Here is a 24,827-nt window from a genome sequence, read left to right as displayed (position 1 = left end):
CCCCCATGCTACTAATGACAAACAGATTACCACGTCGCGAAAAGCTCCTCTCAAAGACGATTTAAAATAGACAGATTGTCATTACGAGCTTAGTAGATAACTTTAGCATACTAGATATCAAAGCATTTCGACTGAGCTCAATTTAACATCTGAATACAAAAAAAAGGCGCTACATAGTAGCGCCCTTTTCGTCTTTAATAAAAAATAATCTACCAAATACTAACTCTCTTTTCAGGAGCTAAATACATAGCGTCACCTTCTTTAATATCAAAAGCATCGTAAAACTCTTGAATATTCAATAAAGGTTGTGTTGCTCTTACCATACCAGGAGAGTGTGGGTCAGTTTTAATCTGAGTTCTTAAAGCTTCATCTCTACTCTTAGTTCTCCAAACTGTAGCCCAAGACATAAAGAAACGTTGTTCAGCCGTAAAGCCATCTATATCTTCAGGACGACCATTTTCAGCATAGTATTTCTGAAGTCCGTCATAAGCACCCAACAATCCACCTAAATCTCCAATATTCTCCCCAAGAGTAAATTTTCCGTTTACATAAACATCTGGTAATACCATAACGCTATCATACTGTACCGCTAAAGCATCAGCTCTTTCTGTAAAGGCTTTTAAATCTGCTTCTGTCCACCAGTTCTTAAGATTACCATCAGCATCAAAACGAGAACCACTATCATCAAAAGCATGAGAAATTTCATGTCCGATAACAGCACCAATTCCTCCATAATTTACAGCTTCATCAGCAGTATAGTTATAGAAAGGTGGTTGTAAAATCGCAGCCGGAAAAACAATCTCATTGTTCAATGGATTGAAGTATGCATTTACAGTCTGTGGAGACATTCCCCATTCTGTTTTATCAACAGGCTCACCAATTTCTGAGTAATTCTTCAATTCTCCCCATTTGTTAACCGCAGTCATATTCTCAAAGTATGATTTATCTGCAGAAACTTCCATAGTAGAATAATCTTCCCACTTATTTGGGTAAGCAATCTTAACGGTAAACTTATCTAGCTTCTCAATAGCTTTTGTTTTTGTAGAATCGCTCATCCAATCTAAAACAGAGATACGTTCTTTGAAAGCATCGATTACATTCGCAATCATTAATTCAGCTTTAGCCTTTGCTTCAGGCGGAAATTTTGCATCAACATATAATTGACCCAGTGCTTCACCTACTGTACCATTTACAGTTGCAAGTGCACGCTCGTCTGCAGCACGTTGTTCTTTTGCTCCTCTTAGGTATTTGCTATAAAATTCCCAATCTGCAGTTTCAATATCAATCGTTAATTTTCCGGCAGCACTATTAAATGTATCCCATCGTACTAAAGTCTTAATATCTTCGATATGAGTTGTTTTTAAAAACTTATCCAAAGCTTCGGTATACCTCAACTGAGTTACCAAAAGCGTATCGAACTTTTTAGTAATACCTAAATCGCTAATAAATTTATTTACATCAATGGTCGATAACATCTTATCAACCTCTGCAATTGTTCTAGGGTTGTTATAGTTTCTAGCATCTCTACGCTCTACTTTATTTAAACGAGGTTCCGCTAATTGCGTCTCCATAGCAAGAATTTTCTCGGCAGCTTTAGTTGCATCCGCTTCAGAATCCCCTAATCTTTGTAACATTTTAGATACGTGCTTCTTATATTCTTCACGAATTTCTACAGATTTCTCATCTTCTTCTAAGTAAAAATCACGATCAGGAAGACCTAAACCGTTAGCACCTAAATAAACAGCATTCATGCTACTATTATTTAAGTCTGCACCAGCCCCAATATTTATAAAAGGAGAAGACACGGCAGCATTGGTCGCCAATACTGTTTGTAAGTCCTTTAAATTAGAAACCGAAGCAATTGCATCCAATGCTGGTTGTAACGGAGTAATACCTGCTTTGTTTCTAGCAGCAGAATCTAACTTTGTATCAAAAATTGCCAGAGCTTTTGCTTGATCCGTTTCGGCAGCATAATTTCCACTTTCTTTAGCTGTCGCTAAAATTTTTAGCACATCGTCATCGGTAGATTTACGAAGCACACTAAAACCACCCCAACTAGTTCTATCGTCAGGAATTTCAGTATACTTCATCCAATTTCCATTCACATAATTATAGAAATCTGATTTTGGATTTTGGGTCGTATCCATGTTCGCTAGAACAATACCCGGAATTTTTTCTACTTCAGGAGTAGGTTTTGCTTCCTCTTTACAAGAAGCCAAGGCTACCAAACCGGCAGCAAATAAATAAATCTTTTTCATTTTGTGAGTTAGTTTAAACGTCTAAATCAATAAGACGCTTATATTGATTTTTGTTACAAAAATAACAGGATTTTAATTTCTATACATTTATTTACACAACCATTTAACAACATTAACATTTGATTACGACCCATTTACCTAATGAAAAGATTATTTAAAAACTTTAAAATAAATGGTTAGTTGAAGTTAACTCACCCAAAGAGCCCTTACACTCATTACTAGTTTTATAAGAATACGGTCCATAATACTTTAGACCTATAAATATAAAACCACTGTATTATGAAAAGCTCATTAACAATTGACGTAAAAGAACCATGTAAAGAAAATTTCGCTAATTTTAGTAAAACCGATAAAGGCGGATTTTGTGCTAGTTGCCAAAAAGAAGTCATTGATTTCACCAACTTTTCGGATCAAGAACTTGTACGATATCTAAATTCAACAAGTAAAAAAACCTGTGGCAAGTTCAAATCATCGCAACTAAAATCTTATGAAACAAATACGCATTACACTATGAACAATTCAATACTAACAAAAGGAATAGGTATGATGGGTTTATCCCTATTAGCATTGTGCACAACAGAGGTTAAAGCACAAGAAACTGCAAGTATAGAACCACCAATTGAAATTGTTTCTAATCAACAAGAGAATGTCATGGGCATGATGGTAAAGTATCAAGAAAAATATACGTTAGGCGGCACCATATTAGATGAAGCAAATGAACCCCTACCAGGTGTAAATGTTATTTTAAAAGGAACTACGGTAGGCACACAAACAGATTTTGATGGTAAGTTTGAATTCCCTCAACAATTAAAAGAAAATGATATTTTGGTTTTTAGTTTTATTGGTTATGAAACTAAAACATACAAGGTATTACCTAGTGTTTCTTCTACCATTGATATCAATATTACGTTTGACACCTATGATGTTGAATTAATGGGAGATATCGTAATTGGCGGTGCTTATAAAAGCAAAAGAAATATTTTTCAAAAGATTGGAGACATTTTTAAATAATGAAAATCATTGTATTAATTACTTTATTTTTTTCATTAGCCTGCTTTGCGCAACGCTCAGACTTTAATCCTATAGATTTTAAGAAGGCAGATAGCATTGCTACATATTACAAAGAAGCCAGTCTAAAGAATTTACCAGTGCTAACTCATAATTTGACGACATCATTAAATACCGATGTAGAAAAGTTTAGAGCTATTTACACATGGGTAAGTTCAAACATTGAGAATGATTATTCTTCCTATTTAAAAATAAGTCATAAACGCAAAAAGTTTGCCGATGACACACAGGCCTTTTTAAATTGGAATACTAGCATAACTCCAAAAGTCTTTGAAAAGTTGTTAAAAGAACAAAAAACAGCTTGTACAGGATATGCATATTTGATTAAGGAAATGGCTACCCTAGCAGGTTTTAAATGTAATATTATTAATGGATATGGGCGTACACCAACGTTGCTATTAGATGCGGAAAGTATGCCCAACCACTCATGGAATAGTATTGAGATAAATGGCAAGCGGTATTTGTGCGATGCCACGTGGTCTGCAGGACAAACTATGCTAATAAATGGGACGCCTCTTTTTCAACCTGATTATTTCGATGGTTATTTTCTTGCTGACCCAATATTGTTCGCAAAAAATCATTTTCCAATTACAAAAAGAGAAATAGCGCTAGTAGATGATAACGCTTTAACCACTTTTATGGAAGGACCTGTTATTTATAAAGAGGCTTTTCTTGAATCAATAACACCAGTATCACCTCTAGCAATGCATAATCAGATAAAAAAGGGAGAATCCATAACCTTTAAATTATATGTATCAGATAATTTTAATGGGAAAATACAACTGTCACTCAACAGAGGCGGTATTCAAAAAGAAAGTAACCCTACAATAATTAGAAACGCAAATGAAATAAGTTTAGTTCAGAATTTTGAAAAGAAAGGCTTGTATGATGTACATGTTTCTACTGACAATAACTTAATTGCAACCTATGTTGTTAAAGTAAAATAACTTCATTCTGGCGGGTAATTACTGAATATCTTATCTACAACAGCTTGTAGCTTTTCTGCTTTTTCTGCAGGAGTATCACCTTCACGAAAAGGGCTTTCACTTATTGCTTGCCAAATAAGCATATCTTTATTAGAATCTACAAAATCTATCTGTAGCTCACGAGTAAGCTTTGGTCCGCCAACAGGAATACCAATAGAAACTCCACCACCGATACCACGGTTACCACCACCTAAACCTACGCCAACATTATTCCCTTGTTGAGATTTAAAGACAGTGCTTTTTATATTAATAAAAACATCTGGTTCTTCTGCAAACATGTATCCTTTTTCACCAAGCGTTGCATCCATTGCCTCCATTAACCTTTTCTCATCTAACTCGCTCAAGCCAGTTTCCATGTCATTAAAATAATTATAAGTAGCGTAAGAAGTAAAATCTGTCTGACTGTCGTAATCATAATCAACTTTTGCAGCTCCGCAAGAGGTCAAAACGATTAATATTATACTAAATAGAAAAATTCTCATGAAATTGGATTTTCTTAAAATTAAAGAAAATAAAATCGTAAAATATATTTTTAAGAAGGTATTCGATTAAGCGTTAAGCATTGAACTATGCTTTTCTATAGCCAAACATCTCACTAATTATTATTTCTCTTCTGTTTTATCAACAGATTTTGTTAGCGCAGAAGAAATAATACCTGTAGGTATTGCTACAATACCTAACCCTATCATTAAAATAAAGAAAGTGAAAACTTTACCACCAACGGTTATAGGGTAAACATCGCCATACCCAACTGTAGTAAGTGTTATAATTGCCCACCAAAGGCTATCAAAAATAGAAGCGAAATTTTCTGGTTGAACCTCATGTTCAAAGTAGTAAATACCTACAGCCGAAAAATATATTAAGATTAACGTAACGATTAAGAATAACAACACTTCCTCTTTTGCTAAACTAATAGCTCTGGAAAAACGCTCAATAGCTTTATTGTAGCGCATTAATTTAAGTATACGGAACAACCTCAAAAACCTTAGGGCTCTAAGTGATCTTAAATCTACACCTAATGATAAGTAAAATGGAAGAATTGCCAGAAAATCGATAATTCCAAAAAAGCTGAATATGAATTTACTTTTCTTGTCTGAAACGTAAATACGTAATACATACTCAATTGTAAAGATGATAACGGAGAAAACCTCAATTATCCTTAAAATTTTTCTGGTTGATGGTTCAAGATCCGGAACGGTTTCAAATGAAAAAGATAGTATTGAAACAAAGATTAAAATTTGAATAAAATAGGCGAAAATTCTACTTTTCCTATTGTCATTAATTTCAACAATATTTTTTAAATACTGTTTCATCCTATCTAATTATTATGAATTAAGCATTGCCCAAAGCTTATCCTTTAATTCCACAATACCCATTTGTGCTACAGATGATATAAACATAAACGGAGTGCCGTTTAAATCTTTATTGAGTTCTTCTCTCATTTCATCCATAAGTTCCTCATCTAGCATATCGCTTTTAGAGATACAAATAAGTCGTTCTTTATCTAACAACTCAGGATTGTAGCGTCTTAACTCATCAAGTAAAATCTCGTATTCTTTACTGATGTCTTTACTATCCGCAGGTATTAAAAATAGCAAGTTGGCGTTACGTTCAATATGTCTTAGAAAATAATGTCCTAAACCTTTACCTTCTGCAGCACCTTCTATAATACCAGGAATATCTGCCATTACAAAACTCTTAAAGTCGCGATATTCTACAATACCTAAGTTAGGTTTTAAAGTAGTAAACTCATAATCGGCAATTTTTGGCTTTGCAGATGTTATTACAGATAATAAAGTAGACTTACCAGCATTTGGGAAACCTACTAGACCTACATCAGCAAGAACCTTAAGTTCTAACAAAAATTCACCTTCTAAACCATCCATACCCGGTTGGGCATATCTTGGCGTCTGGTTTGTAGATGTTCTAAAATGCCAGTTACCACGACCGCCCATACCACCTTGTAGCAGAATTTTCTCCTCACCATGTTCAGTAATTTCAAAAAGGACATCCTTGGTTTCAAAATCTTTAACCACTGTACCCAACGGCACATCTAAATACACATCTTCACCATCTGCTCCTGTACTACGGCTTTTACTACCGTGGGCACCATGACCGGCTTTAAAATGTTTCGTGTATTTAAAATTTATTAATGTCCAAAGGTTTTCGTTGCCTCGAACAATAATGTGACCTCCACGACCACCATCACCACCATCAGGACCACCTTTGGTAATAAATTTTTCACGATGCAAATGCACAGATCCCTTGCCTCCTTTACCAGAAGTCAAACCCACTTTTACGTAGTCAACAAAATTACCTTCGGTCATTGCTATTCTTTCAGTTCAAAATCTTCATCAAACCTATGGTTGACATAAGAGTTTCTATATTATTTTAAGCCTTCGATTACTTTCGTTAAGCGTTCAGTGATATCAGTAATAGTACCAATACCGTTTACGCTATGAAACTTACCTTGAGCTTCGTAAAATTCTTTTACGGGTGTTGTCTTTTCGTTGTATTCATCGAAACGATTTCTAATCTTAACGACATCTTGATCATCAGTTCTACCACTAACCTTACCTCTCTCTAAAAGACGCTCTATTAAAATTTCATCATTTGCTTCTAGTGCAATGGTAGCATTTACACTCATATCCTTAGATTCCAAGAAATTATCCAAAGCTTCTGCCTGAGCAGCCGTTCTTGGAAAACCGTCAAAAATAAATCCGTCAGCATCTGAGTTTTTCTCTACTTCCTCCTGTAACATTTTAATTGTTACTTCATCTGGCACCAATTCACCTTTGTCGATATATGACTTTGCCAAAGTACCTAACTCCGTTCCGTTTTTGATATTAAATCTAAAAACATCTCCGGTAGAGATATGCATTAAATTGTATTTTTCTTTTAGGAATTGTGCTTGCGTGCCCTTGCCGGCTCCTGGTTTACCAAAGAGTACAAGATTAATCATATGTTTCTGGTTTAGTTGGTATACTTCTTTTAAATTTCTTCCTTGCTCTTTATAATCAAGACCATAACCTACAATAAAATTATCAGGTATAGCCAAGCCAAAATAATCAATGGCGTATTCGCCTTTGTACACATCTGGCTTATAAAAAAGACTTGCAATTTTAAACTCTTTAACTTTTGTCTTTGAAAATAAATGAACTAATTTCTGCAAGGTACGCCCTGTATCGATTATATCTTCTAAAATAATAACACTGCGCCCTTCTATATTTTCTGGTACATCTAATAACGTTTCAACAATACCCGTAGATGTTAAGCCTTGGTAAGAACTTAGTCTTACGAAAGAAACTTCACAAGGGTGTTGGTAAGCTTTCATCAAATCAGAAACGAACATAAAAGACCCGTTTAAGACACCCACAAAAATGGGAGTCTCGTCTTTATAATCCGCTGCAATTTGGTCGGCAACCGTTTTAATGGCCTGCTGAATTTCAGATTCGCTTAGAAAAGGTTTAAAAAACTTGTCGTGAATTTGTATCAATTTTCATAAATTATCAAGGTTTGCAAAGATAAGGTATTGCCTTGTGTTTTTGATTAGAAAGGAATTGGTTTCTAAGATTTAACCGTATTTTTGTAGTACTTAAGGCGTTTTTTCAACTGCCCAAAGCAACAATTATATGGATTATTTTTCTTCAGGTTTTAAATTAGGCATTTTAGGTGGTGGTCAACTAGGTAAAATGATGTTGTACGAAACACGAAAATGGGATATTTACACCAAAGTTCTAGATGCTTCTTCTGAAGCACCAAGTAGAATGTCGTGTAATGAATTTGCACAAGGCAGTCTATTAGATTTTGATACGGTATACAATTTTGGTAAAGACGTAGATGTGCTAACCATAGAGATAGAAAACGTAAATCTTGATGCTTTAGAGAAATTAGAAGATGAAGGAGTAAAAGTATATCCGCAACCAAAAGCGTTGCGTATTATTCAAAATAAGGCAAAACAGAAATTATTCTACGTTGACAATGAAATACCTACAGCAGATTTTCAGCGTTTTGCATACTTAAGTGAAATTGAAGATAGTATTGAAAACGGAGGATTACAATTTCCGTTTGTTTGGAAGGTAGCTCAATTTGGTTATGACGGACAAGGAGTAAAAGTCGTTAGAAGTTTAGCAGATTTAAAAGGGTTACCTACAGGTGAATGTATTACAGAGGTTATGATTCCGTTTAAAAACGAATTAGCTGTAATTGTCTCTAGAAATTCTGAAGGTGAAATTAAAACATATCCAGTGGTAGAGATGGAATTTCATCCAGAAGCCAACCAAGTGGAGTATGTAATTTGTCCTGCACGTATTGATGATAAAGTTGCTGAAAAGGCAAGAGCATTAGCATTAAAAGTAGCAAATAAAATAGGACTTACCGGATTGCTGGCTGTTGAAATGTTCCAAACCGAAGATGATAAAATATTGGTGAACGAAGTAGCCCCAAGACCACATAACAGCGGGCACTACAGTATTGAAGCCAGCTACACCAATCAATTTGAACAACACATTCGCAGTATTCTAGGTTTACCTTTAGGAAACACCGATAGCAAAGTAGCAGGTGTTATGGTCAATTTAGTAGGTGCAGAAGGCCATACAGGTGATGTCGTTTATAAAAATATAGAAGAGATTTTAGCCATGGAAGGAGTAACGCCTCATATTTATGGCAAAGCACAAACAAGACCGTTCAGAAAAATGGGTCATGTAACCATAGTCAATAGTGATTTGGAAAAGGCAAGAGCTATTGCCGAAAAAGTAAAGGAAACAATTCAAGTGATTTCAAAATAAAAAACATGAGTAAAGTAGCCGTAGTAATGGGAAGTACAAGTGACATGCCCGTAATGCAGGAAGCCATAGATATTTTAAGAGGTTTTGATATAGAGGTAGATGTTGATATTGTATCTGCCCACAGAACACCAGAAAAATTATTCGATTTCAGTAAAAATGCACACACAAACGGTTATGCTGTTATTATAGCAGGTGCCGGTGGCGCTGCTCACTTACCAGGTATGGTTGCGTCTATGTCTCCATTACCAGTAATTGGAGTTCCTGTAAAAAGCAGTAATTCTATTGATGGCTGGGACTCTATCTTATCTATACTTCAAATGCCAGGTGGCGTACCAGTAGCAACAGTTGCGCTGAACGGAGCTAAAAATGCAGGAATTTTAGCTGCGCAGATTATCGGCAGTTCAGATAAATGCGTTTTAGATAAAATTATATTTTATAAAGAAGGTCTGAAGCAAAAAGTAATTGAAGGCGCAAAGGCTGTTAACGGTAAATAGTTAGTAAACAACCTCGGAGCAATCCACGAAGCATTGAATTGAAAATTCTATTTAGATTTCGACTGAAACGTCGGAGCATTTAAATCTCGATTATCGAGTAAAACTGATTTTAATTTATTTAAGCGGTCTTGAATTTGACCCTTAAACTTGAACTTGAAATATGAATCCATTATTATCCCCTTTTGATACCGCTCCTTTTTCACAAATAAAAAATGAGCACTTTAAGCCTGCTTTCTTAAAATCTATTGAAGATGCAAGAGCAGAAATTGATGCCATTACAGAAAATACAGATGCTCCTACTTTTAAAAACACCATAGAAGCCTTAGAGTTTTCTGGTCAACAATTAGACAGAATATCAAGTGTATTTTTCAACTTGAATTCCGCAGAAACAAATGAGGAGATTCAGAAAATAGCGCAAGAGGTTTCTCCCTTACTTTCAGAATTTGGTAATGATATCACATTAAACGAAGCGTTATTCAAAAGAGTAAAAGCCGTTTACGATCAAAAAGATAGTTTAGACCTTACGGTAGAACAAAACACACTTTTAGATAAAAAATACAAGAGCTTTAGTAGAAACGGAGCCAATTTATCCGAAGAAAAGAAAACACGCTTAAGAGCTATAGATGCAAAGCTTGCCAAATTGAAATTGACTTTTGGCGAGAATGTACTTGCTGAAACCAATAAATATCAATTGCACCTAACAGATGAAGCTGATTTAGACGGGTTGCCAGAAGGAGAAAAAGAAGCCGCAGCACAATTAGCCATTTCAAAAGGTAAAGAAGATGGCTGGATGATCACTTTAGATTACCCTAGCTACATTCCCTTTATGAAATATGCTAAAAATAGGGAGTTACGCAAAGAGCTTTCTATGGCATTTGGAAGTAAAGCATTTCATAATGACGAATTAGACAATCAAGAAAATGTTCTTGAAATTGCAAAATTACGTTTTGAAAGAGCCAATTTATTAGGCTACAAAACACACGCTAATTTTGTTCTTGAAGAGCGTATGGCACAGACACCAGAGAAAGTGCATTCTTTCTTAAATGAATTACTGGCAAAAGCCAAACCTGCTGCAGAGCGTGAGTTTAAGCAATTAGAAGATTTTGCAAAAAAACTAGATAATATTGACCGTTTAGAAAAATGGGATAGCAGTTATTATTCTGAAAAATTAAAGCAAGAGCTATTCAATTTAGATGATGAGAAACTGAAACCTTACTTTAAACTAGAGAATGTAATCAACGGTGTTTTTAAAGTAGCCGAAAACTTATTCGATTTACAGTTCGAAGAAGTACACGACATTGAAAAATATCATGACGAGGTAAAAACCTATAAAGTTTACGATACCGATAAAAATTTCATTTCATTGTTTTATGCAGATTTTCACCCAAGAGCAGGTAAAAGAGGTGGCGCATGGATGACTTCCTTTAAAAGCCAATGGAAAAGAAACGGCGAAAATGTGCGTCCGCATATATCTAACGTGTGCAACTTTACTCCGTCAACAAAAAGTAAGCCATCATTACTGACTTTTAATGAAGTAACCACCTTGTTTCACGAATTTGGTCACGGTTTACATGGTATGCTTGCTAATACGACCTACCCTAGTCTTTCCGGAACATCTGTATTTTGGGATTTTGTAGAATTACCTAGTCAGGTTTTAGAAAACTGGTGTTATGAGAAGGAAGCATTAGAGTTATTTGCCAAACATTACGAAACAGGAGAAACTATACCAATGGAATTGGTTCAGAAAATAAAAGAGTCCGCCACATTCCAAGAAGGAATGCAAACCTTGCGTCAATTAAGCTTCGGATTATTAGATATGTCTTGGCATGGTGTTGACCCTACAGGCATAACCAACGTTAAAGCTCATGAAGATGAAGCTTTTAAAGATACGAGCCTTTACCCTGAAACACCGGAAACTTGTATGAGTACAGCATTCTCCCATATTTTTCAAGGAGGATATTCATCTGGATATTATAGCTATAAATGGGCTGAAGTTTTAGATGCAGATGCTTTTGCATACTTTAAAGAAGAGGGAATTTTCAATAAAGAAGTTGCCACTAAATTTAAGGACAACGTTCTTTCGCAAGGCGGTACCGAAAACCCAATGAAACTTTACAAAAGATTTAGAGGAGCAGAACCAAAGGTTGAGGCATTGCTAGAAAGAGCTGGGTTATTGGACTAGTACAATTGTATAATTATCTAACATCTCTGAATAAAAATTAAAAAACAACCTGATATTGGCTTATGAATACAATTCAGAATCGATATCAGGTTAATTTAGTACAAGACATAAAAAACTACCTAATTCATTAAAATATTAAAAAGGTGTATTCAGATTAAACTCCTTTTCATAAATAAACTCTAAAATCACTGAAATTTATGTGGTTAAACATCTACGGAGAACAAATAAAAAATCACTCCATAGGTTAACCCTAAGTCTCACCTTCATATTATCTCTATACCCGCAACTAAGATTAAATGTATAGACATTGGAATATCTGACTATAGAATTCAATTAACTCACAAACCTTCTGCAAATCAAATAATTATTAATTATATTGTAGCCAATTAGCTACACTTTTATTTTACACGTTCCCCATTTCTATTTTAGTGTTATTCGCTGATGTACAAACTCTTAATTGAAATGAGTAAAGAGAAAACTCTTTCCCCTACAGATAAAGATTTAGCAAACACAGGTTGTGTGGCTAAAATTGGAATGTTTCAATATGATGTAAATTCCAATAATATAAGCTGGAACTATGTTCTAAAAGAAATACATGAAGCTTCTAATGATTACATTCCAACTACGGAAAACATGTATGGTCAATTTAAAGATGTTGAATCTAGAAATCAACTTTTAGTATCCCATAAAAAAGCTATCGAAAATGGCGCGCCATTTGAATTAGAATATGAAATTATAACAGTAAAAGGTAATGTTCGAAATTTAAGAACATCAGTACAACCTTTTCAGAAAGATGAAAACTCTATAATACTTTATGGAGCAACTTATGATATAACTGAACCCAATAGTGCAAAATCTGATATAGTTCAAAAAGTACAGCAGCTTAATTATGCAGAAAAAATAGCAAAATCAGGGTCTTGGGATTGGGACATTCCGACGGATACCGTAAAATGGTCAGACAATTTCTATAACATATTTGAGCATGAGAAAGATTCTCCTATATCGTTCAACGTTTATTTAGATTATGTTCACAAGGATGATAAAGAAAAAACAATTTCAAAGTTTGATCATGCTTTAAAAACGACAGAGTTTCCAGAATCTAACTATCGCATTCAATTAAAAAATGGTACGATAAAAACTCTTCGCTCTATTGGCATGGTAATTACCAATGATTTCGGAGAACCCATAAAAATGATTGGCACTTGCCAAGATATTACTGACAGAGAAAAAAAAGAAAAAGAACTCTTAGAGAAAAACCAACAATTAAATATTGCAGAAAAATTGGCAATGATTGGGTATTGGCAATGGGATACACCCACCAATAAAGTTTTTTGGTCAGATAATCTTCACGCAATTTATGGCCATGACAAAGAAAAGCCATTAACTTTTGAAACCTATATAAACTTTGTTCACGAAGATGACAGAAATAGAGTTATTTCAAATTTGGAAAACGCTATGCAAACCGGTGTTTTTCCTGAATCAACTTATAAAATTCAATTAAACGACGGCAGTATAAAAACCATTAAATCTATTGGTAAAATAATTCGCAATAAAAAGGGTGAGGTTTTAGAAATGTCTGGCACCTGCCAAGATGTTTCGGAAATTAAGAAGAAAGAAATACAACTATTAGAAAAAAATCAACAATATAATAATGCTGAGAAAATAGCAAATATCGGTTCTTGGGAATGGAACCCCAATACCGGTGAAATAAATTGGTCAGACAATCATTATAGGATTTACGGAATAGAAATTGGATCCCCTATCGATATAGAATTAATTTCATCTTACGTACACCCAGATGATTTAGGTTTTACTGAAGATTTTAAGGAAAGGATCTTAAGGGATAAAAATATTGCAAAAGCCCAATATCGGATACAATTACGTAGTGGAGAAATAAAAACATTAGAAGTTGTAGGAGAGGTTTTTACGGATAAAAATGGGGAAATCACCTCTTTAAAAGGCATTGAACAGGATATTACGTATCGTGTAAAGACTGAACAGGAAATAAAAGACAAAAACCATTTACTTTCCTTCACAGAAAAAATGGCAATGATGGGGTCGTGGCAATGGAATCCAAATACAAGCGTCTCCAAATGGTCAGACAATCTTTATAAAATCTACGATCTAGATCCAAATTCCCCCATAGATATAGATTTATTTTTATCTAGAATACACCCAGATGATTCTGCCGAAGTCGTTGCTCAAATTGAAAATATTATCGCAACAAAAAATAGCGACTCCGTTTTATCGTATCGCATTTTAATGAACAACGGTGATATTCGCTCCATAGAACTCATGGCTGAAATTATTATGGATGATGATGAAAATATAATTGAATTAGTTGGGACAACACAAGATGTAACATATCGCATTCAAAGAGAACAAGATTTACTAGAGAAAAACCAACTTTTAAATTTTGCAGAACAGCTTTCAAGCATAGGTCATTGGAAATGGGATGTTGTAAATGATGTGATGGAAAAATCAGTAAATCTTCTAAAGATTCTAGATTTTGACCCAGAAACATCCCCTAATTTTAGCACATATTTAAAAAGGGTACACCCAGAGGATAGAAAAAAAGTTATTGCCATAAGTCAAGAAATTTCTAGAACGAAAAAGTTCAACAAGTTTCAACACCGCATTATAAAAAATAACGGCAAAGTTAGAACCATAGAAATTATTGGTGCGGTGCTACTTAATAACGATGGCGATGTTGTAGAATTAATGGGCTCTAGCCAAGATATTACGGAGCAAGTAGAGGCACAACAAAAAATTCTAGAAACAAATAAAAGCCTAGAAGCCTCTGCAATGGTTTTAACTTCCAAAAACAAACAATTAGCAGAGTTCAATCATATAACATCACATAACCTAAGATCTCCTGTAAGTAATTTGAACGCGCTTTTAGGGATGTATAAAAATACAACTAGTGAAACTAAGAAAATAGAAATCTTTGAAAAGTTCGAAACTGTAATAGACCACTTAACAGAAACATTGAATGCTCTAATTGAAACTATAACAATAAAACATAATGCAGTTCACAAAAGAGAAAATTTATCCTTTGAGCATACATTACACAAAACCAAAGAAATATTAGCTGCAGAATTAATAGAAACAGGTGCCTTTATAGAACATAAATTTTCTGAAGCGAAAAATGTAATGTACAACCCTATTTATTTAGAAAGTATTTTTCTTAATTTAGTTAGCAATGCGATTAAATATAGATCTCCAGACAGATCTCCTAAAATTTGCATTACCTCTAAATTGGTAAATAAAAAAACAGTACTAGAGTTCAAGGACAATGGCATAGGTATTGACATGAAAAGTCACGGCGACAAATTATTTGGACTTAACAAAGTATTCCACAAACATCCAGATGCAAAGGGAATAGGTTTATTTTTAACAAAAGCGCAAATTGTAGCAATGGGTGGCTCAATTTCAGTGAAAAGTGAGGTTAATGTAGGTTCTACATTTATCATCACCTTAAATTAAAAGATTATATGGATAATAATATAAGTGTTTGTATTATAGACGATGATGATGTATTTCAATACACTATACTTCACACCTTAGAGGCGCAACCATCAGTAGGAAAAATTACACCCTTTACTGATGGGGCAGAAGCAATGACCTTTATTAAGGCAAATATGGATAACCCCAAAGAATTACCAGATGTCATTTTTCTTGACATAAATATGCCAGTAATGGATGGTTACCGTTTTATGGATGAATACTTAAAAACCATATCACTAATTAAAAAGAAGATTACCATTTACGTACTATCATCATCTGTTGACCTGGTAGATTTTGAAAAGACGAAAAAAATAAGTGAAGTCTCTGATTATATTATTAAACCAATACGTGAAAATCAGTTAACAAAAATTCTGTCAGAAATAAAAAATTGAACTAAGGCTTTAATCCTTTAGCATTTAGCTATTTTTTTGAAAAATATGCGTCATACCCTCCTTCTAAATCAATAACATGGGTAAAACCCAGCTCTTTTAATTTAGCCTGAGACTTTAGACTTCTTCCTCCCTTTTTACAGTACACATACAACTTCTTATCTTTATCCAACACTGCAACCTGATTATTGAATTCATCAGAAAGCCAATTAATATTTAAAGCACCATCAATAGAACCTTCTGCAAACTCTTCAGGTGTTCTTACATCAATTAATATTTCTGTTGATGAATCAAACCCAGCAAATTCTGTAATTGGTTGCGACTCCATTTGCGCATGTGTAAATTGGGCGCTTATAAGTAGAACAAAAAACAATAAATTCTTCATAGTTATAGTGTTTACGTTACCAAAAGTAACCATAATAAACAAAATTCAGTTACTTTTGAAATGCAGAAAAAATAAATGGAAACACACAAACTTAATCCAGATAAGTGGGTAGATCTCTATGCAGATTACCTGTTCAATTATGCGGTTACTAGAGTTAGTGATTCGGAAATTGCAAAAGACCTTGTACAAGACACTTTTATAGCGGGATTAAAATCTGCCAAAAATTTTAAAGGTGATGCAGCGGAACGCACATGGTTAATTGCAATTCTAAAACGAAAAGTAATTGATCATTACCGCAAAATTAATTCAAAAAAAGGCAAAGCAGAGGTACGTATGAGCTATAGCTCGCAAACCGATGCAGAAGGCGATTGGATGGAAGAACGCATTGCAGATCCTAATAGCAATTTTGAAAATGACAATCTTGAAAACGAGGAATTAGGTCTTGCCATTCAAAATTGCATATCTAAACTACCTAAAAAGCAAGCACAGGTTTTTACCATGAAAACAATTCAAGGTATGGAAACCGAAGATATTTGTAATGCTTTAGGAATTAATGCGTCTAACCTTTGGGTAATGATACATAGGGCCAGAACCGGCTTAATGGGTTGTTTAAATCAAAATTGGTTTTAATTATGATGATTTCTTGTGAAAAAGCTGCAAATATTTGCAACAGACACCAGTATAGAGAAGCAACTGTTTGGGAAAAAATACAGTTAAAGTTTCATCTTACCATGTGTAAGACATGCGCTAAACATAGTGCAAAAAATGAAAAATTAACATCGCTTTGTAATCAAGCAAAACTTACGGTATTATCTGATGAGGAAAAGAGAAAAATGAAAGAAACTTTCTCTAATGCAAAATAGAATACTTTATACTTATAACAAAAAGCACCCACCAAAGTAAAGGAATAGCTTCTACCCAAAATGAAGAAAAATATTTCTTTTGATTTAGTTCTGTTTTAAATATCATCAACATTAGAACTACAAACAGAATTGTTTTCACCATTATGTGAGTAATATCTAAATCTGTTTTTAAGAATGTAATTGCATAAAAAAGCACTGTCCAACAATACCCTATTCTTTTTGCCCCTTTTACCCCCACCCTTTGAGGTAATGTTTTAAGAGATGCACTATCGTATTTTAAATCCCGTATTTCAAAAGGAACTAATAGTATCAGTACAAAAAGAAAACGTTGAACCGTCTCAATCTTCACGTTCCAAGAAATAACATCTAGTTGAGAAATAACTGGCAAAATTACGGTTGTGCCTGCCCACACGGCTGCCACTATTAAAATTTTCAATCCGCTAAAACTCCTGAAATTCTTATTTTTAGGTAATACAGGTAATGCATAAAGACCGGTTATAGCGGCTAAAACCAATAATCCTACAAATACTCTCTCCGTCAGAAAAAACAACTGATAACCAGCAACAAGCAAACAACCAAAACTAAAAAATTGAATAATCTTTTGATACGTGTTAGCTACCAAGATATACTTCTCTGCTTCCACACCATATTTCACAAAATTGTAGCAACTAATAGCCCCAAAAAAAATAAAAAAATACAACTCTTGAGGAACTGTAATGTTTAAGGTCAGCGCAGTTACATGTACCAAACAAAATACCCCCAAGGCAACATGAATGCTAGCATCCAAATAAAAATTAAAAATCTTTTTGACTATGGTCATTAAACAAAAATAGCTAAAGTGTTTATAACCCTTTGTTTTGGTTAAAAACTTTCAATATATGGCAGCCCTTCTACACCAAATTACACACATAAAAGTGGTAATTTTACACATTATATAACAATAGTATCTATGAAGACTGACGTGTTTGCACTACGCCATATCGGCATTAGGGAGGAAGATTTAAATACCATGTTTAACACGGTAGGTGTTGAAAATCTCGAGCAACTTATTTTTGAGACCATTCCACAACATATTCGCCTAAAAGAGCCTTTGAAATTAGATGAGCCAATGAGTGAGCATAAGTTTCTTGCACACACCGAAGCTTTATCTAAAAAGAACAAGGTATTTAGAACATATATTGGTTTAGGCTATCATGAAAGTTTAATTCCGTCGGTGATTAAAAGGAATATTCTTGAAAATCCGGGATGGTACACGGCTTACACTCCATATCAAGCTGAAATAGCTCAAGGAAGGTTAGAGGCACTTCTTAATTTCCAAACCATAATTTCCGATTTAACGGGAATGGAATTGGCAAATGCATCCTTATTAGATGAAAGTACGGCAGCAGCGGAAGCTATGACCATGCTTTTTGATGTAAGAAGTCGGGACCAAAAGAAGAACAATGTTTTAAAATTCTTTGTGTCAGAAGAAATATTACCTCAAACCTTATCTCTTTTAAAGACTCGTTCTATTCCTTTAGGAATTGAATTGGTAATAGGTAACCACGAGGAATTTAAATATAGCGCTGATTTTTACGGTGCTTTATTGCAATACCCTGGCAAATACGGGCAAGTATATGACTATGCTGCATTCGTAGCCAAGGCAAAAGAAAATGATATTAAAGTAGCCGTAGCTGCAGACATCATGAGTTTGGTCTTATTAACACCTCCTGGGGAATTTGGGGTAGATGTAGTTGTAGGTACTACTCAACGTTTTGGTATTCCTTTAGGTTATGGCGGTCCTCATGCTGCATTTTTTGCAACCAAAGAAGAATTCAAAAGAAGTATTCCTGGCAGAATTATTGGGGTTACAAAAGACACCGATGGAAAGCCTGCATTAAGAATGGCTTTGCAGACTAGGGAGCAACATATAAAAAGAGACAAGGCAACTTCTAACATTTGTACTGCACAGGTTTTATTAGCAGTAATGGCAGGAATGTATGGTGTTTATCATGGTCCGAAAGGATTAAAATATATAGCTTCAAAAATTCATTCTACGGCAGTAACATTAGTAGATGCGCTTGAAAACTTAGGGTTATATCAAATTAACTCCGCCTATTTTGATACAATTACCGTTAAGGCAGATTCGAACAAAGTACGCCCAATTGCAGAAGCAAACGAAGTCAATTTCTATTATGTAGACAATGACACTATTTCAATTGCTGTAAATGAAGCCACTTCATTGAAAGATCTTAATCAGATTATTAGCATATTTTCTGAAGCGCTTGGAAAAACTTCCAAAGAAGTTTCCAGTCTACTGAATAAAACTACTATATCTGGAAATATAGAGCGCACTAGCGCCTTTATGGAGAATAAGGTTTTTAATTCTTATCATTCTGAGACGGAATTAATGCGTTACATTAAAAAACTAGAACGCAAAGATTTAGCATTAAACCATAGTATGATTTCTTTAGGAAGTTGTACAATGAAATTAAATGCCGCTAGTGAAATGCTACCATTAAGCTCGTCTAACTGGGGTAATATTCACCCATTTGTACCAGTAGACCAAGCAGAAGGATATCAAACTATATTGCGTGAGCTTGCAAAAGACCTTTCTATAATCACAGGATTTGCAGATACTTCTTTACAGCCAAATTCTGGAGCACAAGGAGAGTACGCAGGTTTAATGGTAATTAGAGCTTACCATGAATCTAGAGGAGAATCAGAAAGAAACATTTGTTTAATTCCTTCATCTGCACACGGTACAAACCCTGCTTCTGCTGTTATGGCAGGAATGAAAGTTGTAGTTACCAAAACCGATGAAAAAGGAAATATTGATGTTGCTGATCTTGAAGAAAAAGCAAAATTACATTCAGATAAATTAGCGGCGTTAATGGTTACATACCCATCTACGCATGGTGTATTTGAATCATCAATTAAGCAGATTACAAAATTAATTCACGACCATGGTGGTCAAGTTTATATGGATGGCGCCAATATGAACGCACAAGTTGGTTTAACCAACCCTGCAACCATTGGCGCAGATGTATGTCACCTAAACTTGCACAAAACATTCGCTATTCCTCATGGAGGTGGCGGCCCAGGTGTTGGTCCAATATGTGTTGCTCCCCAGCTCGTTCCTTTTCTACCAAGCAACCCGGTAATTTCAACCGGTGGCAAAGATGCCATTACTGCGATATCAGCAGCACCATGGGGAAGCTCATTGGTTTGTCTAATATCCTATGGCTATATTAAAATGCTAGGTGAATATGGCTTAACACAATCAACAAAAATTGCTATTCTAAATGCTAATTACATAAAGCATAAACTTGAAGGTAAATTCGAGGTTTTATATACTGGTGAAAAGGGAAGAGCTGCGCATGAAATGATTTTAGACTGCAGACCTTTTAAAAAGAATGGTATTGAGGTTACGGACATTGCAAAACGTCTTATGGATTATGGTTTTCACGCACCAACGGTTTCCTTTCCAGTTGCAGGAACTGTAATGATAGAACCAACAGAAAGCGAAAGTCTAGCAGAATTAGATAGATTCTGTGAAGCAATGACAGCTATACGAGAAGAAATTGATGAATCTAATATAGACGAACCTAACAACGTACTTAAAAATGCTCCACATACTTTAGAAATGGCTACTACAGATGATTGGCAGTTTCCATACTCTAGACAGAAAGCATCCTACCCACTACCCTATATTGCTGAAAATAAATTTTGGCCATCGGTACGCAGAGTAGACGACGCATATGGAGACCGTAATTTAATCTGTACATGCGCGCCAATTGAGGCTTACATGGAAGCTGAATAAACGTCACAACCCTATAATAACAAGCCTTTTCGACAATTCGAAAAGGCTTTTTTAATGAAGACAATTTAAAGAAATGCACATTGACCATCGTAAAATTTACTATGCATGCATAAAATAATCTTCCCGTTTTTCATAAATTTCGGTTACAATTCAATATTTTAAAATGAGCGTATCAATTACAGGGACAGGAAGCTATATCCCAGACCTAAAAATTTCAAATAAAGATTTTAATAATCATCATTTTTTAAATTTAGATGGTTCCTCTTTTAAACATAATAATGAGGTAATCATTGAAAAATTCAAGGCTATAACCGGCATTGAAGAAAGAAGATATGCACCTAAAAAATATACTACATCTAACTTAGCCTTTTTTGCAGCTGAGAAAGCTATAGAAAACGCACAGGTAGATAAAGAAACCATAGACTACATTATCGTTGCCCATAACTTTGGGGATTTAAAAGATGGATATATTCAAGGAGACACTTTACCAAGTTTAGCCACTAGAGTTAAACATCAATTGCAGATACAAAATCCGAAATGTGTTGCTTACGATCTAATTTTTGGTTGCCCAGGTTGGCTAGAAGGTATGATACAAGCCAATGCATTCATTAAAAGTGGTATTGCAAAAAGATGTTTGGTCATTGGTGCAGAAACCCTATCTAGAATAGTGGACGATAATGATCGTGATTCTATGATATATTCTGATGGTGCCGGTGCTGCTATTGTTGAAGCATCTAATGATGGTGGAGAAATATTATCACATGAGTCTGCTACTTATGCAAATGATGAAGCTAATTTTCTATTTTTTGGAGAAGCTTATGACAAGGAAGATGAGAAAAAGAAATTCTACATTAAAATGCATGGTAGAAAAATCTATGAATTTGCTGTTACCAACGTACCATCTGCAATGGCAACATGCCTAGATAATAGTGGTATTTCAATTGACGAAGTAAAAAAGATTTTTATACATCAGGCAAATGAGAAAATGGACGAAGCCATAGTAAAACGCTTCTATAAAATTTACGACAAAGAAATGCCTGAAGGCATTATGCCCATGAGTATTTCTAAACTAGGTAACAGCTCTGTAGCTACTATACCTACATTATTTGACCTCGTAAAAGACGGTAAATTAGAAAATCAGGAAGTTAAAAAGGGAGATGTTGTTATCTTTGCTAGTGTTGGCGCCGGAATGAACGTCAATGCAATGGTATACAGAATCTAAACATGTACGAAAACAGCTTTCCAAACAAACGTTACAAACATACACTTGAGTTCTTACGTAAGCACATTGATACCAATGAATCTATTTTAGATTTAGGTGTACATAACCCGTTTACTAAAATAATGCAACAGGAAGGTTACCAAGTAACCAATACATCAGGGGAAGATTTAGATGTAGATTTTAGCGCTGTTGTTGATACAGATGCTGATGTACTTACGGCTTTCGAAATATTTGAACACCTTTTAGCCCCATTACATTTATTATCCAATTCTAAATCTAAAAAATTAGTTGCAAGTATTCCTTTAAAACTATGGTTTTCCCCTGCATACAGAAGCAAAACAGATAAATGGGACAGACATTATCATGAGTTTGAAGACTGGCAATTTGATTGGTTATTAGAAAAAGCTGGATGGGAAATACAAGATTCAATGAAATGGACCAATCCTGTCAAAAAAATTGGACTAAGACCTTTATTACGTTTATTTACTTCACGGTATTATATTGTTTACGCAACTAGGAAATAATAGAACACTTGACTATGGATTACTATTTAGTTATTCCTATACATAACGAAGAGGCTTTTCTAAAAAGCACTTTAGATTCTATTCTTTTACAAACCAAATTGCCCAAAAGAGTAATTCTGGTCAATGATAATTCTACTGATGACACTGAGTACATTATAGATGAATACATTGCTAGGGACCCTATATTCACTAAAGTTAATTCAGTCTCCTCTACACAACACATGCCTGGTAGCAAAGTTGTTGATGCCTTTAATAAGGGGCTTAAAATATTGGATGATAATTTTGACTTCATAGTAAAACTAGACGCCGATTTAATCTTGCCTAATAATTACTTTGAGGTTATTGGCACACATTTTAAAGCAAGTCCAAATTTAGGTATTTGTGGAGGTTTCATATATGAGCAAACAGAATCTGGAGACTGGGTTATGAATCACCCGATGGACAAAGATCACGTAAGAGGTGCTATCAAAGCATACTCTAAAGCTTGTTTTAAAGCCATAGGAGGATTAAAAAGCGCAATGGGATGGGATACGGTAGATGAGCTTTTAGCCAAGTACCACGGCTTTCAAATACAAACGGATTCGTCACTTAAAATAAAGCATCTAAGACCCACTGGTAAAGCTTATAACCCCAATGCTAAAAGATTACAAGGAAAAGCAATGTATACTATGCGTTATGGATTTTTAATAACTTGTATTGCCTCAATAAAAATGGCTTTAAAAAATAAGTCCGTAGCATCTTTCTGGAATAATATGACAGGGTATTTAAATGCTGCAAAGAGCAACGCTACCTACTTAGTAACTAAAGAAGAAGGAGAATTTATTAGAAACCTTCGATGGACGAATATTAAAAGAAAAATTAAAACATAAAAAAAAGCCATCTAATAATTAGATGGCTTTTTCTTTATAATCTTAGTTTCTATTTAGAAACCTAATTGCTTCTTAACATCTGCCAAAAGGTCTTTTCCTTTCGCTACGATTAAACCACCACCTGCTTGCGCATCGATTACGTAGTCAAAACCTTGTGCAGCAGCAACCTTTTCAATAGCCGCTTTTGCTTTCTCAGAAATAGGAGCAAATAATTCTGCTTGTTTCTTTTGGAATTCTTGTTGAGCAGCTTGTTGTGCATCACCAATATTCTTTTCATAACCTTGTAATTCTACAGCTCTCTTATCGTTTTCTTCTTTAGATTTCGCTGCAGCTTCGTTTTGGTATTGTGTAAACTTGTTACGCAATTCTGTCATTGAAGCCTGAATATCGGCATTGTAAGTTTCTTGTAATTTTTTAAGCTCAGCTTCTGCCGCTTTCATTTCTGGCATTGCAGATAATAATTGAGTAACGTCAATGTGAGCTACTTTACTTTGGGCATTTACAAAACTTGTCGTTGCTACGAACAACAATAAGGCTACCACAATTTGTTTTACTTGTTTCATGAGTGTAATTTTAATTCAATTTTGAGTATTAATTTTCGGTTGTTAAACCTATTTAAATAGTACCGTTATTATCGTCTTTTTCGGTATCGCTATTTCTTTCCTTTAATTTTTCTTGCCTCTTAGCTTCGCGTTCTTCTAACAACTTCTTTCTTCTTTCTTCGTACGCTTTCTTACGCTCTTCTCGCAATTTTAATTGTTCTGCTTTCGCATTCTCTACAGTTTTTTCTCTAGTCTCAGCAGCTTCAGACGCTTTATCTAAACGCTCTTGTAAAGCCTCACTAATAACTTCAGGCTCCTCTTCATCAAAATCATCTAACCTATTACGGTCGTTTGCTTTCTTTGTAGGTTTGCTAATTTTTCTTGTTCTAGCAATACCTCTTAAGACCAAATCACTAATATCGTGTCTTTTTTCGGAATACAACATTACAACATCCGCAGATTTATCAAAAATAAAATCATACTTTTTATTCGTGCCAATTTTTTGTACTTCATTGAACACTTGATCTTGTATAGGCTGTATCAACCTTCTTTTCTGTAATACCAAATCTCCTTGTGGACCAAAACGATCTTGTTGATACTCGATCATTTCGCGTTCCAAAATTTGAATTTCCTCTTCACGCTCAGAAATTAACTCTGGAGTTAACAGCACTTTCTCTGCCATTAAATCTTTCTTCATCTGCTCCACAATACTTTGCTTCTGCTCTACTTCTACCTTCCAACGTTGCACTTTTGTCTCTAACTGTTCAGTAGCATCTCTGTACTCCTCAACATTCTCTAAGATATACTCCATATCCACATAAGCCATTCTTACCCCTCTTTGGGCAAACCCTTGCATTGTCATGAAGATGACCGAAACTAATAAAAGAACTTTTGTTTTTGTACTCATTGTTAATGTCGTTTAATCCTATAGAAAATATCGTGCCAAAAT

The 24,827-nt window shown here is 34.6% G+C and carries 22 protein-coding genes; 13 read left to right on the top strand and 9 right to left on the bottom strand.

The annotated features are described in order from the left end of the window. Nucleotides 1-209: 209 nt before the first annotated feature. Nucleotides 210-2,258: a M13 family metallopeptidase gene (locus tag BM296_RS07005; protein WP_091902405.1), complete on the bottom strand. Its 2,049-nt coding sequence runs from the start codon at nucleotides 2,256-2,258 to the stop codon at nucleotides 210-212. A 279-nt stretch (nucleotides 2,259-2,537) separates the two neighbouring features. On the opposite strand from BM296_RS07005, the gene BM296_RS07000 reads away from it, so the two are divergent. Then, on the top strand, nucleotides 2,538-3,269 hold the full coding sequence (locus tag BM296_RS07000; protein ID WP_027064887.1) for a carboxypeptidase-like regulatory domain-containing protein: 732 nt from the start codon (nucleotides 2,538-2,540) through the stop codon (nucleotides 3,267-3,269). Next, the gene (locus BM296_RS06995) at nucleotides 3,269-4,273 is read left to right on the top strand and encodes a transglutaminase domain-containing protein (RefSeq protein WP_091902403.1); all 1,005 of its coding nucleotides are present in this window, start codon (nucleotides 3,269-3,271) and stop codon (nucleotides 4,271-4,273) included. The genes BM296_RS07000 and BM296_RS06995 overlap by 1 nt, the downstream gene beginning before the upstream one ends. A 2-nt stretch (nucleotides 4,274-4,275) precedes the next feature. Here BM296_RS06995 and BM296_RS06990 read toward each other — a convergent pair whose 3' ends face one another. From BM296_RS06990 to BM296_RS06975, 4 genes are all read right to left on the bottom strand, one after another. Beyond that, entirely contained in the window at nucleotides 4,276-4,794 is a 519-nt protein-coding gene (locus tag BM296_RS06990; RefSeq protein WP_091902401.1) for a DUF4136 domain-containing protein, read from the bottom strand. A 120-nt stretch (nucleotides 4,795-4,914) separates the two neighbouring features. Next, nucleotides 4,915-5,625, bottom strand: coding sequence for an ion transporter (locus BM296_RS06985; RefSeq protein ID WP_091902400.1), 711 nt, complete (start codon nucleotides 5,623-5,625; stop codon nucleotides 4,915-4,917). A 12-nt stretch (nucleotides 5,626-5,637) separates the two neighbouring features. Further along, entirely contained in the window at nucleotides 5,638-6,639 is a 1,002-nt protein-coding gene (gene obgE, locus BM296_RS06980; protein ID WP_027064891.1) for a GTPase ObgE, read from the bottom strand. 59 nt (nucleotides 6,640-6,698) lie between these two features. Then, nucleotides 6,699-7,808 (bottom strand): adenylate kinase, encoded by a 1,110-nt coding sequence (locus BM296_RS06975; protein WP_091902398.1) that lies wholly within the window; start codon nucleotides 7,806-7,808, stop codon nucleotides 6,699-6,701. A 136-nt stretch (nucleotides 7,809-7,944) separates the two neighbouring features. Here BM296_RS06975 and BM296_RS06970 point away from each other — a divergent pair, with 136 nt between their 5' ends. From BM296_RS06970 to BM296_RS06950, 5 genes are all read left to right on the top strand, one after another. Continuing rightward, nucleotides 7,945-9,099, top strand: coding sequence for a 5-(carboxyamino)imidazole ribonucleotide synthase (locus BM296_RS06970; RefSeq protein WP_091902396.1), 1,155 nt, complete (start codon nucleotides 7,945-7,947; stop codon nucleotides 9,097-9,099). A 5-nt stretch (nucleotides 9,100-9,104) separates the two neighbouring features. Continuing rightward, on the top strand, nucleotides 9,105-9,593 hold the full coding sequence (gene purE, locus BM296_RS06965; RefSeq protein WP_027064894.1) for a 5-(carboxyamino)imidazole ribonucleotide mutase: 489 nt from the start codon (nucleotides 9,105-9,107) through the stop codon (nucleotides 9,591-9,593). A 160-nt stretch (nucleotides 9,594-9,753) separates the two neighbouring features. Next, on the top strand, nucleotides 9,754-11,775 hold the full coding sequence (locus BM296_RS06960) for a M3 family metallopeptidase (protein ID WP_091902394.1): 2,022 nt from the start codon (nucleotides 9,754-9,756) through the stop codon (nucleotides 11,773-11,775). A gap of 462 nt (nucleotides 11,776-12,237) precedes the next feature. Next, on the top strand, nucleotides 12,238-15,261 hold the full coding sequence (locus BM296_RS06955) for a PAS domain-containing sensor histidine kinase (protein ID WP_177214928.1): 3,024 nt from the start codon (nucleotides 12,238-12,240) through the stop codon (nucleotides 15,259-15,261). A gap of 8 nt (nucleotides 15,262-15,269) precedes the next feature. After that, nucleotides 15,270-15,674 (top strand): response regulator, encoded by a 405-nt coding sequence (locus tag BM296_RS06950; RefSeq protein ID WP_091902391.1) that lies wholly within the window; start codon nucleotides 15,270-15,272, stop codon nucleotides 15,672-15,674. A gap of 28 nt (nucleotides 15,675-15,702) precedes the next feature. On the opposite strand, the gene BM296_RS06945 is transcribed toward BM296_RS06950, so the two are convergent. Beyond that, nucleotides 15,703-16,056 (bottom strand): rhodanese-like domain-containing protein, encoded by a 354-nt coding sequence (locus tag BM296_RS06945; protein WP_143099054.1) that lies wholly within the window; start codon nucleotides 16,054-16,056, stop codon nucleotides 15,703-15,705. Nucleotides 16,057-16,131: 75 nt separating this feature from the next. Between BM296_RS06945 and BM296_RS06940 the strand changes: the two genes are divergently transcribed. After that, nucleotides 16,132-16,686 (top strand): sigma-70 family RNA polymerase sigma factor, encoded by a 555-nt coding sequence (locus BM296_RS06940; RefSeq protein WP_027064898.1) that lies wholly within the window; start codon nucleotides 16,132-16,134, stop codon nucleotides 16,684-16,686. 2 nt (nucleotides 16,687-16,688) lie between these two features. Next, nucleotides 16,689-16,919: a hypothetical protein gene (locus BM296_RS06935; protein ID WP_317041481.1), complete on the top strand. Its 231-nt coding sequence runs from the start codon at nucleotides 16,689-16,691 to the stop codon at nucleotides 16,917-16,919. Here the strand turns inward: BM296_RS06935 and BM296_RS06930 are convergent. Beyond that, the gene (locus BM296_RS06930; RefSeq protein ID WP_091902389.1) at nucleotides 16,906-17,739 is read right to left on the bottom strand and encodes a UbiA prenyltransferase family protein; all 834 of its coding nucleotides are present in this window, start codon (nucleotides 17,737-17,739) and stop codon (nucleotides 16,906-16,908) included. The genes BM296_RS06935 and BM296_RS06930 overlap by 14 nt on opposite strands. Nucleotides 17,740-17,868: 129 nt before the next feature. On the opposite strand from BM296_RS06930, the gene gcvP reads away from it, so the two are divergent. The 4 genes from gcvP to BM296_RS06910 all read left to right on the top strand — a co-directional run bounded on the left by gcvP (nucleotide 17,869) and on the right by BM296_RS06910 (nucleotide 23,336). Next, nucleotides 17,869-20,721, top strand: coding sequence for an aminomethyl-transferring glycine dehydrogenase (gene gcvP, locus BM296_RS06925; RefSeq protein ID WP_091902387.1), 2,853 nt, complete (start codon nucleotides 17,869-17,871; stop codon nucleotides 20,719-20,721). A gap of 163 nt (nucleotides 20,722-20,884) precedes the next feature. After that, on the top strand, nucleotides 20,885-21,943 hold the full coding sequence (locus BM296_RS06920; protein WP_091902385.1) for a 3-oxoacyl-ACP synthase III family protein: 1,059 nt from the start codon (nucleotides 20,885-20,887) through the stop codon (nucleotides 21,941-21,943). A 2-nt stretch (nucleotides 21,944-21,945) separates the two neighbouring features. Next, nucleotides 21,946-22,467, top strand: coding sequence for a class I SAM-dependent methyltransferase (locus tag BM296_RS06915; protein WP_091902383.1), 522 nt, complete (start codon nucleotides 21,946-21,948; stop codon nucleotides 22,465-22,467). Between the two features lie 14 nt (nucleotides 22,468-22,481). Next, nucleotides 22,482-23,336, top strand: coding sequence for a glycosyltransferase family 2 protein (locus BM296_RS06910; RefSeq protein ID WP_091902381.1), 855 nt, complete (start codon nucleotides 22,482-22,484; stop codon nucleotides 23,334-23,336). A 53-nt stretch (nucleotides 23,337-23,389) separates the two neighbouring features. Here BM296_RS06910 and BM296_RS06905 read toward each other — a convergent pair whose 3' ends face one another. Both BM296_RS06905 and BM296_RS06900 read right to left on the bottom strand, forming a co-directional pair. Beyond that, nucleotides 23,390-23,899 (bottom strand): OmpH/Skp family outer membrane protein, encoded by a 510-nt coding sequence (locus tag BM296_RS06905; protein WP_027064905.1) that lies wholly within the window; start codon nucleotides 23,897-23,899, stop codon nucleotides 23,390-23,392. 52 nt (nucleotides 23,900-23,951) lie between these two features. Next, nucleotides 23,952-24,785: an OmpH/Skp family outer membrane protein gene (locus BM296_RS06900; RefSeq protein WP_091902379.1), complete on the bottom strand. Its 834-nt coding sequence runs from the start codon at nucleotides 24,783-24,785 to the stop codon at nucleotides 23,952-23,954. Between the last annotated feature and the right edge of the window lie 42 nt (nucleotides 24,786-24,827).

This window comes from Maribacter stanieri (assembly GCF_900112245.1).
Lineage (GTDB): Bacteria > Bacteroidota > Bacteroidia > Flavobacteriales > Flavobacteriaceae > Maribacter > Maribacter stanieri.
The sequence above is the reverse complement of the archived record's forward strand: the minus strand, read 5'-3'. Positions and strand labels throughout refer to the sequence as shown.

Coding starts and splice junctions, on each gene's coding strand:
- BM296_RS06970 (WP_091902396.1), top strand. CDS start 7,945: ATGGATTATTTTTCTTCAGGTTTTAAATTAGGCATTTTAGGTGGTGGT.
- obgE (WP_027064891.1), bottom strand. CDS start 6,639: ATGACCGAAGGTAATTTTGTTGACTACGTAAAAGTGGGTTTGACTTCT.
- BM296_RS06945 (WP_143099054.1), bottom strand. CDS start 16,056: ATGAAGAATTTATTGTTTTTTGTTCTACTTATAAGCGCCCAATTTACA.
- BM296_RS06930 (WP_091902389.1), bottom strand. CDS start 17,739: ATGACCATAGTCAAAAAGATTTTTAATTTTTATTTGGATGCTAGCATT.
- BM296_RS06955 (WP_177214928.1), top strand. CDS start 12,238: ATGAGTAAAGAGAAAACTCTTTCCCCTACAGATAAAGATTTAGCAAAC.
- purE (WP_027064894.1), top strand. CDS start 9,105: ATGAGTAAAGTAGCCGTAGTAATGGGAAGTACAAGTGACATGCCCGTA.
- BM296_RS06960 (WP_091902394.1), top strand. CDS start 9,754: ATGAATCCATTATTATCCCCTTTTGATACCGCTCCTTTTTCACAAATA.
- BM296_RS06940 (WP_027064898.1), top strand. CDS start 16,132: ATGGAAACACACAAACTTAATCCAGATAAGTGGGTAGATCTCTATGCA.
- BM296_RS06985 (WP_091902400.1), bottom strand. CDS start 5,625: ATGAAACAGTATTTAAAAAATATTGTTGAAATTAATGACAATAGGAAA.
- BM296_RS06920 (WP_091902385.1), top strand. CDS start 20,885: ATGAGCGTATCAATTACAGGGACAGGAAGCTATATCCCAGACCTAAAA.
- BM296_RS06990 (WP_091902401.1), bottom strand. CDS start 4,794: ATGAGAATTTTTCTATTTAGTATAATATTAATCGTTTTGACCTCTTGC.
- BM296_RS06995 (WP_091902403.1), top strand. CDS start 3,269: ATGAAAATCATTGTATTAATTACTTTATTTTTTTCATTAGCCTGCTTT.
- BM296_RS06935 (WP_317041481.1), top strand. CDS start 16,689: ATGATGATTTCTTGTGAAAAAGCTGCAAATATTTGCAACAGACACCAG.
- gcvP (WP_091902387.1), top strand. CDS start 17,869: ATGAAGACTGACGTGTTTGCACTACGCCATATCGGCATTAGGGAGGAA.
- BM296_RS07000 (WP_027064887.1), top strand. CDS start 2,538: ATGAAAAGCTCATTAACAATTGACGTAAAAGAACCATGTAAAGAAAAT.
- BM296_RS06910 (WP_091902381.1), top strand. CDS start 22,482: ATGGATTACTATTTAGTTATTCCTATACATAACGAAGAGGCTTTTCTA.
- BM296_RS06905 (WP_027064905.1), bottom strand. CDS start 23,899: ATGAAACAAGTAAAACAAATTGTGGTAGCCTTATTGTTGTTCGTAGCA.
- BM296_RS06900 (WP_091902379.1), bottom strand. CDS start 24,785: ATGAGTACAAAAACAAAAGTTCTTTTATTAGTTTCGGTCATCTTCATG.
- BM296_RS07005 (WP_091902405.1), bottom strand. CDS start 2,258: ATGAAAAAGATTTATTTATTTGCTGCCGGTTTGGTAGCCTTGGCTTCT.
- BM296_RS06915 (WP_091902383.1), top strand. CDS start 21,946: ATGTACGAAAACAGCTTTCCAAACAAACGTTACAAACATACACTTGAG.
- BM296_RS06950 (WP_091902391.1), top strand. CDS start 15,270: ATGGATAATAATATAAGTGTTTGTATTATAGACGATGATGATGTATTT.